The organism is Acinetobacter sp. P1(2023) (genome assembly GCF_028367635.1).
Taxonomy (GTDB): Bacteria; Pseudomonadota; Gammaproteobacteria; order Pseudomonadales; family Moraxellaceae; genus Acinetobacter; species Acinetobacter pittii_E.
The window spans coordinates 327,951-342,782 of the sequence record NZ_JAQNDD010000004.1 but is presented as its reverse complement, the minus strand read 5'-3'; the positions used below and the strand labels follow the sequence as shown (position 1 = coordinate 342,782).

16 protein-coding genes are annotated in these 14,832 nt (G+C 39.9%); 10 read left to right on the top strand and 6 right to left on the bottom strand.

The features are described 5' to 3' along the window. The first annotated feature begins 29 nt into the window (after window positions 1–29). From POD11_RS08670 to POD11_RS08660, 3 genes are all read left to right on the top strand, one after another. Window positions 30–716 (top strand): hydrolase, encoded by a 687-nt coding sequence (locus POD11_RS08670; RefSeq protein ID WP_262456948.1) that lies wholly within the window; start codon window positions 30–32, stop codon window positions 714–716. Between the two features lie 109 nt (window positions 717–825). Continuing rightward, window positions 826–2,700 carry an amidohydrolase gene (locus POD11_RS08665; RefSeq protein WP_262456947.1) on the top strand — a complete coding sequence of 625 codons (1,875 nt, stop codon included), beginning with the start codon at window positions 826–828 and terminating at the stop codon, window positions 2,698–2,700. Window positions 2,701–2,756: 56 nt separating this feature from the next. Continuing rightward, a complete protein-coding gene (locus tag POD11_RS08660; protein ID WP_000784879.1) occupies window positions 2,757–2,918 on the top strand; it encodes a DUF1427 family protein in 162 nt (53 codons plus the stop codon). A gap of 68 nt (window positions 2,919–2,986) precedes the next feature. On the opposite strand, the gene arsC is transcribed toward POD11_RS08660, so the two are convergent. Next, the gene (gene arsC, locus POD11_RS08655; RefSeq protein ID WP_262456946.1) at window positions 2,987–3,415 is read right to left on the bottom strand and encodes an arsenate reductase (glutaredoxin); all 429 of its coding nucleotides are present in this window, start codon (window positions 3,413–3,415) and stop codon (window positions 2,987–2,989) included. An 84-nt stretch (window positions 3,416–3,499) separates the two neighbouring features. Between arsC and POD11_RS08650 the strand changes: the two genes are divergently transcribed. The 4 genes from POD11_RS08650 to arsH are packed head-to-tail and all read left to right on the top strand — an operon-like array spanning window position 3,500 to window position 6,065. Continuing rightward, complete coding sequence (locus POD11_RS08650) at window positions 3,500–3,829, top strand: metalloregulator ArsR/SmtB family transcription factor (RefSeq protein ID WP_262456945.1); 330 nt, start codon at window positions 3,500–3,502, stop codon at window positions 3,827–3,829. A gap of 5 nt (window positions 3,830–3,834) precedes the next feature. Further along, entirely contained in the window at window positions 3,835–4,308 is a 474-nt protein-coding gene (locus POD11_RS08645; protein WP_262456944.1) for an arsenate reductase ArsC, read from the top strand. A 10-nt stretch (window positions 4,309–4,318) separates the two neighbouring features. Further along, window positions 4,319–5,365: an ACR3 family arsenite efflux transporter gene (arsB, locus tag POD11_RS08640; RefSeq protein WP_262456943.1), complete on the top strand. Its 1,047-nt coding sequence runs from the start codon at window positions 4,319–4,321 to the stop codon at window positions 5,363–5,365. Next, the gene (arsH, locus tag POD11_RS08635; RefSeq protein ID WP_262456942.1) at window positions 5,352–6,065 is read left to right on the top strand and encodes an arsenical resistance protein ArsH; all 714 of its coding nucleotides are present in this window, start codon (window positions 5,352–5,354) and stop codon (window positions 6,063–6,065) included. Before arsB ends, arsH begins: the two co-directional genes overlap by 14 nt. Window positions 6,066–6,123: 58 nt before the next feature. Here arsH and POD11_RS08630 read toward each other — a convergent pair whose 3' ends face one another. Further along, the gene (locus POD11_RS08630; RefSeq protein ID WP_262456941.1) at window positions 6,124–7,026 is read right to left on the bottom strand and encodes a LysR family transcriptional regulator; all 903 of its coding nucleotides are present in this window, start codon (window positions 7,024–7,026) and stop codon (window positions 6,124–6,126) included. Window positions 7,027–7,127: 101 nt separating this feature from the next. On the opposite strand from POD11_RS08630, the gene POD11_RS08625 reads away from it, so the two are divergent. The 3 genes from POD11_RS08625 to ahpF all read left to right on the top strand — a co-directional run bounded on the left by POD11_RS08625 (window position 7,128) and on the right by ahpF (window position 9,957). Further along, window positions 7,128–7,688 (top strand): chromate transporter, encoded by a 561-nt coding sequence (locus tag POD11_RS08625; RefSeq protein WP_239975981.1) that lies wholly within the window; start codon window positions 7,128–7,130, stop codon window positions 7,686–7,688. Further along, complete coding sequence (locus POD11_RS08620) at window positions 7,688–8,209, top strand: chromate transporter (protein ID WP_016141293.1); 522 nt, start codon at window positions 7,688–7,690, stop codon at window positions 8,207–8,209. The genes POD11_RS08625 and POD11_RS08620 overlap by 1 nt, the downstream gene beginning before the upstream one ends. Before the next feature lie 182 nt (window positions 8,210–8,391). After that, window positions 8,392–9,957 carry an alkyl hydroperoxide reductase subunit F gene (gene ahpF, locus POD11_RS08615; protein ID WP_262456940.1) on the top strand — a complete coding sequence of 522 codons (1,566 nt, stop codon included), beginning with the start codon at window positions 8,392–8,394 and terminating at the stop codon, window positions 9,955–9,957. A gap of 53 nt (window positions 9,958–10,010) precedes the next feature. Here ahpF and POD11_RS08610 read toward each other — a convergent pair whose 3' ends face one another. The 4 genes from POD11_RS08610 to POD11_RS08595 form a co-directional block, all read right to left on the bottom strand. After that, window positions 10,011–12,017, bottom strand: coding sequence for an esterase/lipase family protein (locus tag POD11_RS08610; RefSeq protein ID WP_262456939.1), 2,007 nt, complete (start codon window positions 12,015–12,017; stop codon window positions 10,011–10,013). Between the two features lie 115 nt (window positions 12,018–12,132). Further along, window positions 12,133–13,074 carry an ABUW_2363 family tetratricopeptide repeat lipoprotein gene (locus tag POD11_RS08605; RefSeq protein ID WP_016141290.1) on the bottom strand — a complete coding sequence of 314 codons (942 nt, stop codon included), beginning with the start codon at window positions 13,072–13,074 and terminating at the stop codon, window positions 12,133–12,135. 105 nt (window positions 13,075–13,179) lie between these two features. Continuing rightward, window positions 13,180–13,998: a serine O-acetyltransferase gene (gene cysE, locus POD11_RS08600; RefSeq protein WP_016141289.1), complete on the bottom strand. Its 819-nt coding sequence runs from the start codon at window positions 13,996–13,998 to the stop codon at window positions 13,180–13,182. Further along, window positions 13,991–14,830, bottom strand: a complete 840-nt coding sequence (locus tag POD11_RS08595; RefSeq protein ID WP_016145007.1) for an RNA methyltransferase — start codon at window positions 14,828–14,830, stop codon at window positions 13,991–13,993. The genes cysE and POD11_RS08595 overlap by 8 nt, the downstream gene beginning before the upstream one ends. Window positions 14,831–14,832: the final 2 nt, after the last annotated feature.

Here is a 14,832-nt window from a genome sequence, read left to right as displayed (position 1 = left end):
TTACTCATAAGGAATAATGGAGTTTACCCATGAATAAGTCACTTTTAGAACAACTTTCACCAACGAATTGTCAGGTTATTTTTATTGATCATCAGCCACAAATGGCTTTTGGGGTACAGTCAATAGATCGTCAAGTATTAAAAAATAATACTGTAGGGTTAGCAAAAGCAGCTAAAACATTCAATATTCCTGTCACCATTACGACGGTTGAAACTGAAAGCTTCTCTGGTCATACCTATCCAGAACTTTTAGATGTATTTCCAGATGCTCCATTACTAGAACGTACTTCAATGAATTCATGGGATGACCAAAAGGTACGTGATTCGCTTGCAAAAAATAATCGTAAAAAAGTGATTGTTTCAGGTTTGTGGACTGAAGTGTGCAATAACACCTTCGCTTTTGGTGCCATGCTTGAAGGTGATTATGAAATTTATATGGTGGCAGATGCTTCTGGCGGTACATCGAAAGAAGCACATGACTATGCGATGCAACGTATGATCCAAGCGGGTGTTGTTCCTGTAACTTGGCAACAAGTATTACTCGAATGGCAACGTGATTGGGCACACCGTGATACGTATGATGCAGTTATGGCAATTGTACGTGACCATTCTGGTGCTTATGGTATGGGTGTGGACTATGCCTATACGATGGTACATAAGGCGCCTGAGCGTACAACGTCAAAACACGAAGTACTTGCACCAGTTCCTGCAAAATAAAACAGAACTGATTTAGGTAAAGGCATGTCTAGTATTCAATATTTAAGTGATATTAATACAGATATACCTTTATTTTTTAGAACGATAATTCACAAGAATGGAGTTCAGAATGACCGAAATAAACCTCATACTTAAAAACGGTAAAATCACAACACTAGATCCTCAGAACCCCGAAGTACAAGCCATTGCGATTGCAGATGGTAAAGTCGTACGCACCGGCTCAAATGATGAAATCATGAAGCTCGCAACACCAATCAGCAAAGTTGTAGACTTAAATGGCCGTCGCGTTATACCGGGTCTAAATGACAGTCATCTGCATATTATTCGTGGTGGTCTAAATTACAATATGGAACTGCGCTGGGAAGGTGTGCCATCCGTTGCAGATGCACTACGCTTACTTAAAGAGCAAGCAGATAATACGCCAGCTCCACAATGGGTCCGTGTAGTAGGCGGTTGGACTGAGTTCCAATTTGCTGAAAAGCGTTTACCGACTTTAGAAGAAATTAATAAAGCTGCGCCAGATACTCCTGTATTCGTTTTACATTTATATGCCAGTGCCTTGTTGAACCGAGCTGCGCTTAATGTATTAGGTTTTAACAAAGATACACCGGACCCACCGGGCGGCAAAATTGTACGTGATGAAAAGGGTGAACCAACTGGTCTGTTGCTCGCAACTCCATCCGCTATGATTTTATATTCGACTCTAGGTAAAGCGCCGAAATTGCCAGTTGAAGATCAAGTCAATTCAACTCGTCATTTCATGCGTGAGCTGAACCGATTAGGCATTACTTCAGCAATTGATGCGGGTGGTGGCGGTCAAAATTATCCTGAAGATTATGATGTGATTAAGCAATTGCACGATCAAAATCAAATGACGGTTCGAATTGCTTATAACCTATTTGCTCAGAAGGCAGGCCAAGAGCTTGATGATTATCGCCGTTGGACCGAAATGACATTTCCGGGTGATGGTGATGAGCTATTTAGAATGAATGGAGCAGGTGAGAACCTGACTTGGTCGGCAGGTGACTTCGAAGATTTCTATGAGCCACGTCCAGATTTACCGGAAAAAATGGAAGGTGAACTCGAAGCTATTGTAGAGCACTTGGCTGAAAAGAAATGGCCATTCCGTATTCATGCAACCTATGATGAAAGTATCAATCGTTTGCTCAATGTATTTGAGCGCGTCAATTCAAAACAGCCATTTGCAACTCGATTTATTATTGACCATGCCGAAACTGTATCTGAGCGTAATATCGAACGTATTGGTGCGTTGGGTGGCGGTATCGCCATTCAACACCGTATGGCATATCAAGGTGAGATTTTCGTAAAACGCTATGGTGCCGAGGCTGCTCAGGCAACGCCACCAGTTAAGAAAATGTTAGAGCTCGGTGTTCCTGTGGGTGCGGGAACAGATGCGACTCGTGTTGCATCCTATAACCCTTGGGTATGTTTGTATTGGTTGAGTACTGGTAAAACAGTTGGTGGTTTGCCGCTGTATGATGAAAAAAATCTGTTAGACCGTCAGACAGCACTCAAGCTCTGGACAAAAGGTTCGGCTTGGTTCTCTGGTGAAAAAGATATTAAGGGTTCACTCACAGCAGGTGAACTTGCTGACTTGGTTGTGCTATCCGATGACTACTTCAGAGTTGAAGCAGAAGATATCCAGTGGATTGAGTCTGTACTCACTGTTTTAGGCGGAAAAGTGGTATATGCAGGAGCAGAATTCAAGCAAGAAGATCCGCCGTTACCGCCAGCATCACCAACATGGTCGCCAGTAAAACGCTTTGGTGGTCAGTGGCGTTTATCTGAAAACCGTAATGCACCATCCAATCAGTCACTACAGTCACAAAGTGCATTGTGTGCATGCGCCAGCAGTTGTGGCATGCATGGACATAGCCACGCTTGGATGCTTGATGTTCCTGTAAATGATAAGGACAAAACATCTTTCTGGGGGGCACTCGGGTGTTCTTGTTTTGCATTTTAATTAAACAGTATGGGAACCTGCTTCGTTAAATGGCTTGCTTCCTTAAGGTATGTACGATGAAAATGTACTTGTTATCTTTGGCTGTAGGGTTGCTCGTTGGTGTTTTATATTACGTCTTAAATGTTAAGTCACCAGCTCCACCTCTTGTTGCGTTAGTCGGATTATTAGGAATGGTAATAGGAGAGCAACTTCTTCCTTTTATTAAGTCTTATTTTTAAACCGTTTCACTCAAAAAAGCTAAATGGTGTCGTGCCATTTAGCTTTTTATATTGATGAAAGTGTTCAATTATTTTATACGACGGCCATGCTCATCAATAATGACCTCACCATCTTCTTTGGCAAAATAGCCTAAGTTTTGTGGATCTAAAATATCCAATACAAGCTCAGAAGGGCGGCAAAGACGTGTGCCTTTGGATGTAACTACAAAGGGGCGATTAATTAAAATTGGGTACTGAACCATAAAATCAATTAATTGTTCATCGGTCCAGTGGTCTTGTTCCAATTCTAAATCTTTATAGGGATCTACATTTTTACGGATTGCTTCACGTACAGTTAAGTTTGAATCCCTAATAAGTTGAATCAATTCATCTTTACTGGGTGGTGTTTGCAAATATTCAATCACTATAGGCTCAAGCCCTGCATGACGAATAAGCGCCAATGTATTGCGTGAGGTTCCGCAAGCAGGGTTATGGTAAATTTTCACTAGCTCAGTCATGACAAATTTATCGATGAATTAAGATATTGCATTTATATATGGATATCCGTATATTTGCAATAACGAATATAATTGGCTGTACATATGATCACTCAAGTCGATTTCTTTAAATGTCTTTCTGATCAAACTCGGTTAAACATTCTTAAGTTAGTTCTGAGCAAACAAAATATCTGTGTCTGCGAGCTAACTGAACAGCTTGAGTTGAGCCAACCAAAAATTTCCCGACATTTAGCCCTATTACGGACCCATGGCATGCTCCTTGATTCGAGACAGGGGCAATGGGTGTATTACAGCGTTAATCCTGAACTGCCGATCTGGGCAATCAACATTTTGAATATTTTGGCGCAGCAAGATGACGATGCAATGAAACCATTGTCTGGTCAGCTAGGGTCTATTTCTACCTTTTGTGAGTAAAGATCATGAAATTTCTATTTCTATGTACGGGTAATAGTTGCCGTAGTATTTTGTCAGAAGTTTTATTTAACAGCCGCGCACCAGAAGGGTGGAAAGCTTATAGTGCTGGTAGCAAACCTTCCGGTCAGGTACATCCGCTAACGATTGAAACACTTGAAAATTTAGGTTTATCTACAGATGGCTTATGGAGTAAAACGATTGATGATTGCGAGCAATATCAACCAGATGTAGTGATTACTGTTTGTGACTCAGCAGCGCAAGAAGCATGCCCATTGTATTTAGGTGGTGCAATTAAAACACATTGGGGTTTAAGTGACCCATCACATCTCGACTTACCAAAAGAAGAAAAACTCAAAGCGTTCCAAAATACTGTCAATCATATTAACCGCCGTTTAGATGCTTTATTTGCATTAGATGTTGCACATTTGAGCCGTTCGCAACTTATTAATGAAATTAACCAAATCTCGCATATTGATTAAAGAGAATGACATGGCCAAATCTAAGCTATCATTTTTAGATAGAAACCTAACGCTATGGATTTTTATTGCTATGGCTTTAGGTGTAGCCATTGGTGTTTTCTTTCCTCAAGCATCAGTGTCTTTAAATCAGCTCAGTGTAGATAACGTTAATATTCCAATTGCGATTGGTTTAATTTTAATGATGTATCCGCCTTTGGCAAAAGTAGACTATGCTGCTTTGCCAGAAGTATTTAAAGATAAGAAAACACTCGCTTTGTCTTTAATACAAAACTGGATTATTGCTCCAGTCTTAATGTTTATTCTTGCGATTATTTTTTTACATAGCTATCCAGAATATATGACGGGTCTCATTCTAATTGGGTTAGCACGTTGTATTGCAATGGTTTTGGTTTGGAATGGCTTGGCATGTGGCGATAACCAATATGTTGCAGCTTTGGTCGCCTTTAACAGTATTTTCCAAATTTTATTCTTTAGCACTTATGCATGGCTATTTCTGACCTTTTTGCCTCCGTACTTTGGTGTGGCAGGACAAGTCATTAATGTCGATTTTTGGACTATTACCCATGCTGTATTGGTGTATTTGGGTATTCCATTTTTAATGGGTTTCTTGACTCGTCTAGTTTTAGTTAAGGCAAAAGGTTTGAATTGGTATCAAACCAAGTTTTTACCAAAAATTAGCCCGTTAAGTCTAATCGCCTTACTCTTTACTATTGTCGCCATGTTTAGTTTAAAAGGTGGCGATGTGGTGAGTTTACCTCTAGATGTATTGCTGATTGCTGTCCCACTGACGATTTACTTTGTGGTGATGTTCTTTATCAGCTTCTTTATGAGTAAACAGATGGGGAATAACTACCCACGTACGACTGCCATTTCATTTACCGCAGCGGGTAACAATTTTGAGCTCGCTTTAGCAGTGGCAATTGCAACATTTGGTTTAGCTTCTCCGGTTGCTTTTACTACAGTAATTGGACCATTGGTTGAAGTTCCGGTTTTAATTTCACTCGTTTCAGTTTCGCTTTGGTTAAAGAAAAAGTATTTCTCACATGAACAGTTCTAATGATGATTTAGTAAATGTAGAGCTAAGCCTTTTGGATAAGCCTACATTTGAACAAATACAAGCACAGCAGCTTGAACATCCACCTCGTATTTTATTGTTATATGGTTCTAACCGTGAACGCTCTTATAGCCGTTTTGCTGTGCTAACTGCTGGGCGTATCCTTGAATACCTAGGTGCCGAAGTCAAAATTTTTCATCCTAAAGGTTTGCCTTTACCCGAAGATGCAGCAATTGATCATCCAAAAGTACAAGAGTTACATGAACTCTTGGCTTGGTCAGAAGGTATGGTGTGGTGTTCGCCTGAACGTCATGGGGCGATGAGCTCAATTTTAAAAGCTCAAATTGATTGGATTCCTTTAGCTGGCGGAGCAATACGTGCAACACAAGGTAAAACCTTAGCCGTTATGCAAGTCAGCGGTGGTTCACAGTCTTTTAATGCCGTGAATCAAATGCGTATTTTAGGACGGTGGATGCGCATGATTACCATCCCAAATCAGTCTTCTGTTGCTAAGGCTTTTTTAGAGTTTGAAGAAGATGGCAGTATGAAACCATCCTCTTACTTTGACCGAATTGTTGATGTAATGGAAGAACTCTATAAGTTCACTTTATTAACACGTGGGCAAAAACAGTACCTGACTAATCGCTATTCGGAGCGGAAAGAATCGGCAGAAGAGCTATCAAAACGAGTAAATCAAAAATAAAAAGTTTTATCCCAAAAAGTGCTCTAGTTAGAGCACTTTTTATTGAGTATTTTTGAGACTAAGTCATTGTAGGTAATAATTTTTGTAATAATTCAATAAAGTTTGAAACTTTAGCCGAATTTTCATTTTCTCTGGTAATCAAGTAAATGGGCGCATTCAGTTTTATTGAGTGATCAAACTCGCGATAAATAATTTCATGATCCCAAAAATTATGCATGGAGGCGGGCACAATAGTGATGCCAATTCCGGCAGCAACTAAATTTAACGTTGCGGTAGGACGCGGCGCTTCTTGAATAATGTGTGGACTAAAACCTGCCTGATAGCAACTATATAAAATATTGTCATATAAACCTTGTCCAGAAGAGCGACGGTATAAAACAAAATTCTCATCTGATAAGTCACTTAAACTAATTTTCTCTTTTTGCGTAAGGGGATGTCCTATAGGCAATGCCACCACCATTGGCTCATCTAATATATGTAGGTGTTTTAACCCAATATCACGGCTGATCGGTGCTCTTAAAAAAGCAATATCTAGCTTTTCTGAAATTAGCCAATCCAGTTGTTTTTGACTGCCTGCTTCTTCAAGTTTGGTTTGTACTCCTGGATATATTTCCCGATATGAACGTAATACTAATGAGATAAGCGGATGTAAGCCGGCTGAACTAGTAAAACCAATATTAAGTTGTCCCGTTTTACCTTGGCTAACATCTTGGACTAATTGGGGTATATGTCTGGCATGTTCTAATAAAAGTTGTGCTTCTTTAAATAAGGCTAAACCTGCTTCTGTCGGTTCAATTCCACGCGGTTGACGAATAAGTAATTGAGTACCAAGTTCTTGTTCAAGTTTCTTGAGTAAACGCGTTAGAGGCGGCTGTTGAATAAACAAACGGTTTGCTGCATGAGTAATATTTCTTTCTTCAACCACCACCACGAAGGCATGAAGCTTATGTAAATCTAACATAGGAATACCTTTAGGGTATGGTTAGTGAAAATAAAAGCATTTGTAGATATATCATAAAAGTATCATTCTATCTTGGTCAGATAAAGTGAAAAGTAACGAAAATGAACCATGTTGAGATTGCCGTGCAGAAGGAGAGCGTACCGTCCTGCACAGAGTTATTTTTAGGTTTTTTAACATTAGGTTTAATTGGATTTGGTGGTGTATTGCCTTTAGCACGTAAAGTTGTTGTAGAGCAAAGGCAGTGGCTAAGTCCTGAAAAATTCACTGAGTTACTTGGTCTATGCCAATTCCTACCAGGTGGCAATATTATTAATTTATCTGTTGCGATTGGTATGGAATTCCGCGGTGTCCGTGGAGCCGCGAGTGCACTCATTGGCCTCATTTTTGCTCCAACAGTCATTGTCGTTCTTCTACATTATGTCTATGAACAGTTCCAAGATAATTTAATGGTTAAGCATCTTTTCGAAGGATTAGGTGCAGCAGCAGCAGGGCTTTTGGTCGCAACCGGCTTAAAAATGTTGAAACCCTTATTGCGTAACCCAATAGCGATGTGTGTTGTCGTAGCGGCAATTATCAGTATTGCTTTTCTAAAAATCTCCTTGCTTTTGACCATGCTAATTTTGTTGGCTCTTTATTCAACTATTATTTGGAGACGTGTGTAATGGGCGCAGTTCTACTTACTTTAGCCATCATTTTTACTCAGTTGTCTCTTATTGCATTTGGTGGTGGGAATACGATTTTGCCCGAAATGCAACGCCAAGTAGTTGATATTCACCATTGGATGACAGCACAAGAATTTAGTGCTCTGTTTGCTATGGCTCAAGCAGCACCCGGTCCAAATATGATGATTGTACCGTTGGTAGGGTGGCATGTAGCAGGGTTGTCTGGTCTACTCGTGACTTCTATAGCTAAATTTTTACCTTCATCGATTATTACTGTGTTTGTAATGAGAGGTTGGTCAAAATTTAAAGATAAAAAATGGCGCCGTGTTTTACAGCTTGCCTTACAACCTGTCACTGTTGGAACGGTGCTTGCCAGTGCTTGGATTATCTCTGAGGCAGCGGCAATAAATACTTTACTTATTATTATGGTGGTCATTGCAACTTTATTATCTTTAATTAAAAAAGTTCATCCCTTGCATGTCCTGATTGCTGGGGCTGTATTTGGTGTGGTCTTACTCTAGTTTAACCAGTTTGCTGACCTGCGCTGGGATGAGTTCAGGTTGGCTTTTTTTGATTTGAAGTGAATAACAATAAAATCTAAAAAACCGATCGAATATATAAAAACATACTGTTTTACCTATTTTATGTTTTAACGTACTATGCATCTATTGAAAGAATTTGGATGCATTGGAGTAAAAAACAGATGTTAGATCAAAACATTAAAACTCAATTAAAAGCTTACTTAGAACGTTTAGAAAGTCCAATCGAATTAGTTGCTGCTTTAGATGAGTCAGATAAAGCTGCTCAAATTAAAGAGCTGGTGAGTGAAATCGCCGAGCTTTCTGAGAAAGTCACTGCCCGTTTTGATGGCAACAATACACGTCGTCCAAGCTTTGGTGTGGCTAAAGCAGGTGAACAGCCTCGTGTGTTCTTTGCAGGCTTACCGATGGGTCATGAGTTTACGTCTTTGATCTTGGCACTGTTACAGGTGTCTGGTTATGCACCTAAAGTGTCAGATGAAGTGCTCAACCAGATTAAAGGCTTAAACCTCAAAGCAAACTTTGATGTGTTTGTATCGTTGAGCTGTCATAACTGTCCGGATGTAGTACAGGCGCTTAACCTGATTGCGATTTATAACCCGAACACTACAGCAACCATGATTGACGGTTCCTTCTTCCAAGACGAAGTTGAACAACGCAAAATCATGGCTGTACCGATGGTATTCCAAGACAACGAACACATTGGCCAAGGTCGTATGACCCTTGAAGAGATTGTGGCGAAACTTGATACCAACTCTGCTGAAAAAGATGCAGCAGCACTGAATGCCAAAGATGCATTTGATGTATTGGTGATTGGTGGTGGGCCTGCGGGTGCAACAGCTGCGATCTATGCGGCACGTAAAGGCATTAACACCGGTATCGTAGCTGAACGCTTTGGTGGTCAGGTCATGGATACCATGGACATTGAAAACTTCACATCTGTGCAAAAGACGCAAGGTCCTAAGTTTGCTGCCGAGATGGAAGCCCATGTCCGTGAATATGATGTTGACATCATGAACCTGCAACGTGTGAGCAAAATCACGGGTGCCAACCAAACGATAAACGGTCTGGTTGAAGTTGAACTTGAAAACGGTGCAAAACTTGAATCAAAAACAGTGATCCTTTCAACAGGTGCACGTTGGAGAGAAATGAACGTACCGGGTGAGCAAGAATACCGTACCCGTGGTGTCGCGTACTGCCCACACTGTGATGGCCCACTGTTCAAAGGCAAACGTGTTGCGGTAATTGGTGGCGGTAACTCAGGTGTTGAAGCTGCGATTGACCTTGCAGGGATTGTCGAGCATGTGACTCTGGTTGAGTTCGATACCAAACTTCGTGCGGATCAAGTGTTGCAAAACAAATTAAATAGCTTGCCAAACACAACTGTGATTATGAATGCGTTAAGCACAGAAGTACTGGGTGATGGCTCACAAGTGACTGGTCTTAAATATAAAGACCGTGCCACTGACGAAGAGCATGTGATAGAACTTGCAGGGATCTTTGTACAGATTGGTTTACTGCCAAACACTGACTTCTTGAAAGACAGTGAAGTTGAGTTAACCAACCGTGGCGAGATCATTGTCAATGACCGCAACGAAACCAATGTTCAAGGTGTGTTTGCTGCAGGTGACTGTACGACTGTACCGTACAAGCAAATCATTATTGCCACAGGTGAAGGCGCTAAAGCATCACTCTCTGCGTTTGATTACATCATCCGTTCTGGGCAGTAAAATTTAATACTAAAACGAAAGAGCCAAAGGTTATCCTTTGGCTCTTTTTCTTTTTATGGTTTATATAAACCATGTTCGACTAAATGTTCTCGTAAAATACGACGCAGTTCTAATACAGCTTGTGGTGTAAGCTGAATTGAATGACCACCAGGAAGAACTTTTTCTGACTTTGCTCCGTCTAAGTGAGCACTTTTATAGGGAACAATACCATCGGTAATCACATTTGGGTCATCACTCTTAGTTATATTTCCCATAATTGAATGGAAAACTAATCCTTGGTGTGGATTAATATCTTTTGTGAGCTCCATAAATTTAGATTGATGACTTAGATCGCTTGGTCCATTTTGAATCAAACCATTGTCAATATTACTCAAGAAATCTTTGACGTCTAAATTTTCGGTTGTTAGCGAGGTGGCTACAGCCGACAAAAATGCACCCGGTAAGCGAATAATTTTACGCGCTGCTAAGGTAAACCAGCGGTCTGCATAATCTGTACCTCGATGAGGAGAAGCTAAGAAAATTGCGCGATCAAAATTATTGATTGAATGCATTTGCAATCGTTCAGTAATCATTGGATGTTTTTTAAAACGATTTTGCTGGCGGATCGTCATCAAATCTAAAGCAGGCTTGGTAATATCTCCATCGCTCACCAGTAAACGGCTAATAATACCTCCCATGCTATGTCCCACAAGAACAGCATCATGTGCGGCCGGGTCGCTTGGGTTTAGCGAACTAAAAGCTTGTTTGAGTAGTGCATAAATTTGGAATCGGCTCTCCAAAATTGGCATGTTAGTTGAATAAAAGACTTGCCAAACTTGATAATTGTCCCTTAATACCGTATCACCCATAACATCATTGGTGAGCGCAATCCAAGCTTCGGGGCTACTTGCCAAACCATGCACTAATACAATAATTTTCTTATTTGGATTGTACGGTTCAAGCATATATAGGTGCGGCATAGTTAAATGCTGATCGCGATCAATCAGACTTAAATAAGCGGCGACTCCTAGGTTGTTTTCGGCTAACCATAGACCATAAGGCGCTGAAAAGTTAGCAGCTAGAGGATATTGTTTACCAGCTACCTTAATATTATCTGTCCGATATGGGTCATAAACTCGGATTACGAATTCAGGATTATTAATAATTTCTTCAACAGTATTTGCGTATTTTGGTTCAGCTACAATCGTCGCAGCTAAGTAGCGTGCATGATGAATATTTGGATTTACACCATTTTTATAATTGTATCTAAGGGGATCTAAAATATATTCATTAATATCTTCGCTTCCTGAACTCGGGAAAACAGCCACAAATTCAGACCCAAAGCCATCACGGCGGTTAATGGTTCTTAAACCCGAAAAATTTAAGTTATAACTTGAAATTAATTTTTCTAATTTTTGACCTGTTAACTGTCTATGAAACTCAAAGTCAATTGAATAAACACTTTTACCAATGTGAATTTGTGGTTCAACCACATTTTTCTTGGGGTGCCTTAAATCATAAACACTGACCATTTTGGCAATTGCTTGATTATAGAAATCGCGAATTTGAACTTGTCTATTATCAAAAATACGGTCATTAGGCTGACGTTTTGTTGAAAATAGATAAGCGTAGCTATAACGAATACTTTTATCTAATAAATTCAATTGCTGGTCTAAGCAGTTATCATAACTATTCTGGATACTCTTTTGTTCTTCTTCAGATTTATGTTTGGTAAATCTACTTACTTTGCAGCCAGAGGTATCTGATAAAGCCATTGCTTTTGCGAGATACATCTCGCTTGCAGCCGATAAGAACTGTTCATCTAAAATTTGAGGAAGATTTTTGAGTTGATTTACACAGGTTTCAGGGGTGTCTGTACAAACTTTAGCTTCCTGACCAGACATAGATAAAACATTCAGGCTTGCTTCGCTGAGTTTATCTTGCGTAAGAATACTATTACGTTCATTTGCAATCGTTACATTTAAAGCTTGCTGTTTAACATTTACGACCTGACATCCACTCAGAATTGAACCGAGTAGCATGACCGTCAGCAGTGTTTTGTTTCTTTTTATTGAAAACATTAGGGTCAAAATATAGTGGCTCAATGGTAGGTAGATCATACAAATTTTAAAGTAATTTTCAAATGATCAAATATAAAAAAGGGCTGTCAAAACAGCCCTTTTTAAATCATTAAACTTACTTTTTAGGTGTTTGAGTAGGAGTAGCAGGAGACATAGCCGGGTTAGTCAAAACTTGCCATACATTCCAACGACCTTGTTTTTCAATTTCTTGAATTAAACGATCAGCAACTTCCGCTTCATCTGGATATTTAACTTTATAATTCTTCAGTGTCTGAATCGCGTTTTTCTTTTGCTCCATCGCAATATAGTTATTGGCTGCAGCTAGATATGCTTCTTGAACATTACCTTTAATGGCTTTGTCTAAATATGGAATGGCTTCACGTTGGCCGCCACCTTCAGATAAACCAAAACCAAACCAGAAATTTGTTTCCGCATCATCTGGATTAATTTTTAAAAGTCTTTGAGCATATTCTAAAGATTTAGTGGTATGAACAGTACCTAAATCAAGGTTACGTGCAAGAACACTTGCTTTAAAAGCACGAAGTAGAATATCAAATGATGCATTTTCATTTGCAGCAAGTGTATCGAGTTGCTGTGTTACTTCTTTAAGCTTACTTTCAAAGCCTTTACGTTCTTGGCGGTCAGTAAAGCGAGGTGGGTAGTGACGTGCTTTACCTTCTACTAACTGTAAGAAGTCATCAATAGACGTTACGTCAATTTCATTCTCACCCGCTAAAACTGCATATTTCATTGAGCGTTGTGAATTATTTACAGTCGGAACAATGAGTTTATTGACGTCGAGTGTAAGCTGTTTGGTCGGATCATCTTGACGATTAACCACCATTTTCGTTACAGGCTGTGCAGCAGCATCTTTTAATGCAACTTCAAATGCCGGCGGCTGATCATAGTTAAAAGGATTTAGTGCATAAAAAGGAGGAGTAAGCTCTGGTTCCTTGAAAACAAAAGGCTCAATTTTTTGTTGTTTTACAGGTGCCATTGTACAAGCAGTTAAACTTGAGGTCGCAAGGAGTATATATGCCAAAGGCTTAAAATTCATAGGATCTTCCGTTCATTTTAGTAAAGTCAGATTTGGTACAGGTAAGTCTAGGAAAAGCTAAACCGACATGCAAGGGTAAGCGTGTTACATTATGAATCAAGAATATTACGTTTTTGATGTCTTGGTTTGCGCACCGCATTCACGACGAACTTCTTCAAGAATTTTTAGCTCTTCATCGCTAAAAGGTTGCTGATCCTGACTTTCTTTTTTAAAACTAGGGTCTAGCTCTGATAAACGCTGACATAAATTATTCATACGTGTTTCATTGTGCTGAATACGATCAAGTAAAACTCGCATACCGTCTAAAATTGGGTCTGACTGATCAGCAGCTGTGGTCGCATATGGGGCGAAACCAATACTTTGTGCATAATCACGACGACGTTCTTCATCTTTATCTTTAGTTTTGTCTGCATCTTTATAAATATAGCGAGCAGGGTTGCCTACAGCAGTTACACCAGCAGGAACCGCTTTAGTCACAACAGCATTTGAACCGACTTTTGCACCTTTACCCACCGTAAATGGGCCTAAGATTTTCGCACCCGCACCAACCACCACGCCATCTTCTAACGTTGGGTGACGTTTGCCGGTCTTCCATGTTGTACCACCTAAGGTTACCCCATGATAAAGCGTTACATCGTCGCCAATTTCAGCAGTTTCACCAATCACAACACCCATGCCATGATCAATAAAAAAACGCTTACCAATTTTAGCGCCTGGATGAATTTCAATACCTGTTGCAAAACGACTAAATGAAGAAAGTAGGCGAGCTGCACCTTTACAATCTTTTTGCCATAATTCATGCGCGACACGATGCATCATAATTGCATGAATGCCAGGGTAGGTGGTAAGAACTTCGAGTGTATTGCGTGCAGCAGGATCTCGCGCAAATACAGCCTTTATATCTTCTTTAAGCTGTTTAAGCATTGGGTTGATCCTCCTTGTCAGATAATGCTTTTTTCCATTTACCACTTGTTAGGGCTTGTACACGACTAAAAATACCGCGAAGTAAATGATATTCCATACGATCTAATTGTATACGACCAAATAAACGACGCAAGCGTAAAGGTAATAAACGTGGATTGTCTGGGTCTAAAAATTCAATTTCAGTCAGCATTTTTTCTAGATGAGGATAAAACTCTTCCATTTGTTGCTGAGTCACCAATGGTTCATCCCATTGCATGCTTTGACCTTGAACTAATGGCATTTCTTCTGCATCTTGGTCCACGTTTTGTTGCTCTAGAGCAGACATGCGAAGTTCGTAACATACGACTTGGATTGCTTGCGCAACATTTAATACGCCATAGTCAGGATTTACAGGAATTGTTAAATGATAATTGGCCAGTGCTAATTCTTCGTTTGTTAAACCACGATCTTCACGGCCAAAAACAATCGCAATTTGTTGTCCTTGAGTGGTGGCTTTAATGGCTTCTTTAGCTGCAGGTCGTACATCAAGTAGAGGCCAAGGAATGGTGCGGCTACGTGCACTTGTTCCAAACACTAAATGGCAATCTTTAATGGCATCTTCTAAAGTATCTACAATCTCAAGATGTTCAAATAAATCTTGAGCACCAGCAGCGAGCGCTTGTATATCTGGATGCGGATATGTTTTTGGAGCAACCAGAACTAATTTAATTAGTCCCATTGTTTTCATGGCACGTAAAGCGCTGCCAATATTAGCAGGCAAAGTGGTATTTACCATGACAATACGCACTTGTGCTAACTGTTTTGACACAGTGGTGTGATCAAACGAACTCATAA

Bases quoted from the DNA above. Each gene is read 5' to 3' on its own strand.
- POD11_RS08670 (WP_262456948.1), top strand. From the start codon at position 30: ATGAATAAGTCACTTTTAGAACAACTTTCACCAACGAATTGTCAGGTT.
- POD11_RS08665 (WP_262456947.1), top strand. From the start codon at position 826: ATGACCGAAATAAACCTCATACTTAAAAACGGTAAAATCACAACACTA.
- POD11_RS08660 (WP_000784879.1), top strand. From the start codon at position 2,757: ATGAAAATGTACTTGTTATCTTTGGCTGTAGGGTTGCTCGTTGGTGTT.
- arsC (WP_262456946.1), bottom strand. From the start codon at position 3,415: ATGACTGAGCTAGTGAAAATTTACCATAACCCTGCTTGCGGAACCTCA.
- POD11_RS08650 (WP_262456945.1), top strand. From the start codon at position 3,500: ATGATCACTCAAGTCGATTTCTTTAAATGTCTTTCTGATCAAACTCGG.
- POD11_RS08645 (WP_262456944.1), top strand. From the start codon at position 3,835: ATGAAATTTCTATTTCTATGTACGGGTAATAGTTGCCGTAGTATTTTG.
- arsB (WP_262456943.1), top strand. From the start codon at position 4,319: ATGGCCAAATCTAAGCTATCATTTTTAGATAGAAACCTAACGCTATGG.
- arsH (WP_262456942.1), top strand. From the start codon at position 5,352: ATGAACAGTTCTAATGATGATTTAGTAAATGTAGAGCTAAGCCTTTTG.
- POD11_RS08630 (WP_262456941.1), bottom strand. From the start codon at position 7,026: ATGTTAGATTTACATAAGCTTCATGCCTTCGTGGTGGTGGTTGAAGAA.
- POD11_RS08625 (WP_239975981.1), top strand. From the start codon at position 7,128: ATGAACCATGTTGAGATTGCCGTGCAGAAGGAGAGCGTACCGTCCTGC.
- POD11_RS08620 (WP_016141293.1), top strand. From the start codon at position 7,688: ATGGGCGCAGTTCTACTTACTTTAGCCATCATTTTTACTCAGTTGTCT.
- ahpF (WP_262456940.1), top strand. From the start codon at position 8,392: ATGTTAGATCAAAACATTAAAACTCAATTAAAAGCTTACTTAGAACGT.
- POD11_RS08610 (WP_262456939.1), bottom strand. From the start codon at position 12,017: ATGTTTTCAATAAAAAGAAACAAAACACTGCTGACGGTCATGCTACTC.
- POD11_RS08605 (WP_016141290.1), bottom strand. From the start codon at position 13,074: ATGAATTTTAAGCCTTTGGCATATATACTCCTTGCGACCTCAAGTTTA.
- cysE (WP_016141289.1), bottom strand. From the start codon at position 13,998: ATGCTTAAACAGCTTAAAGAAGATATAAAGGCTGTATTTGCGCGAGAT.
- POD11_RS08595 (WP_016145007.1), bottom strand. From the start codon at position 14,830: ATGAGTTCGTTTGATCACACCACTGTGTCAAAACAGTTAGCACAAGTG.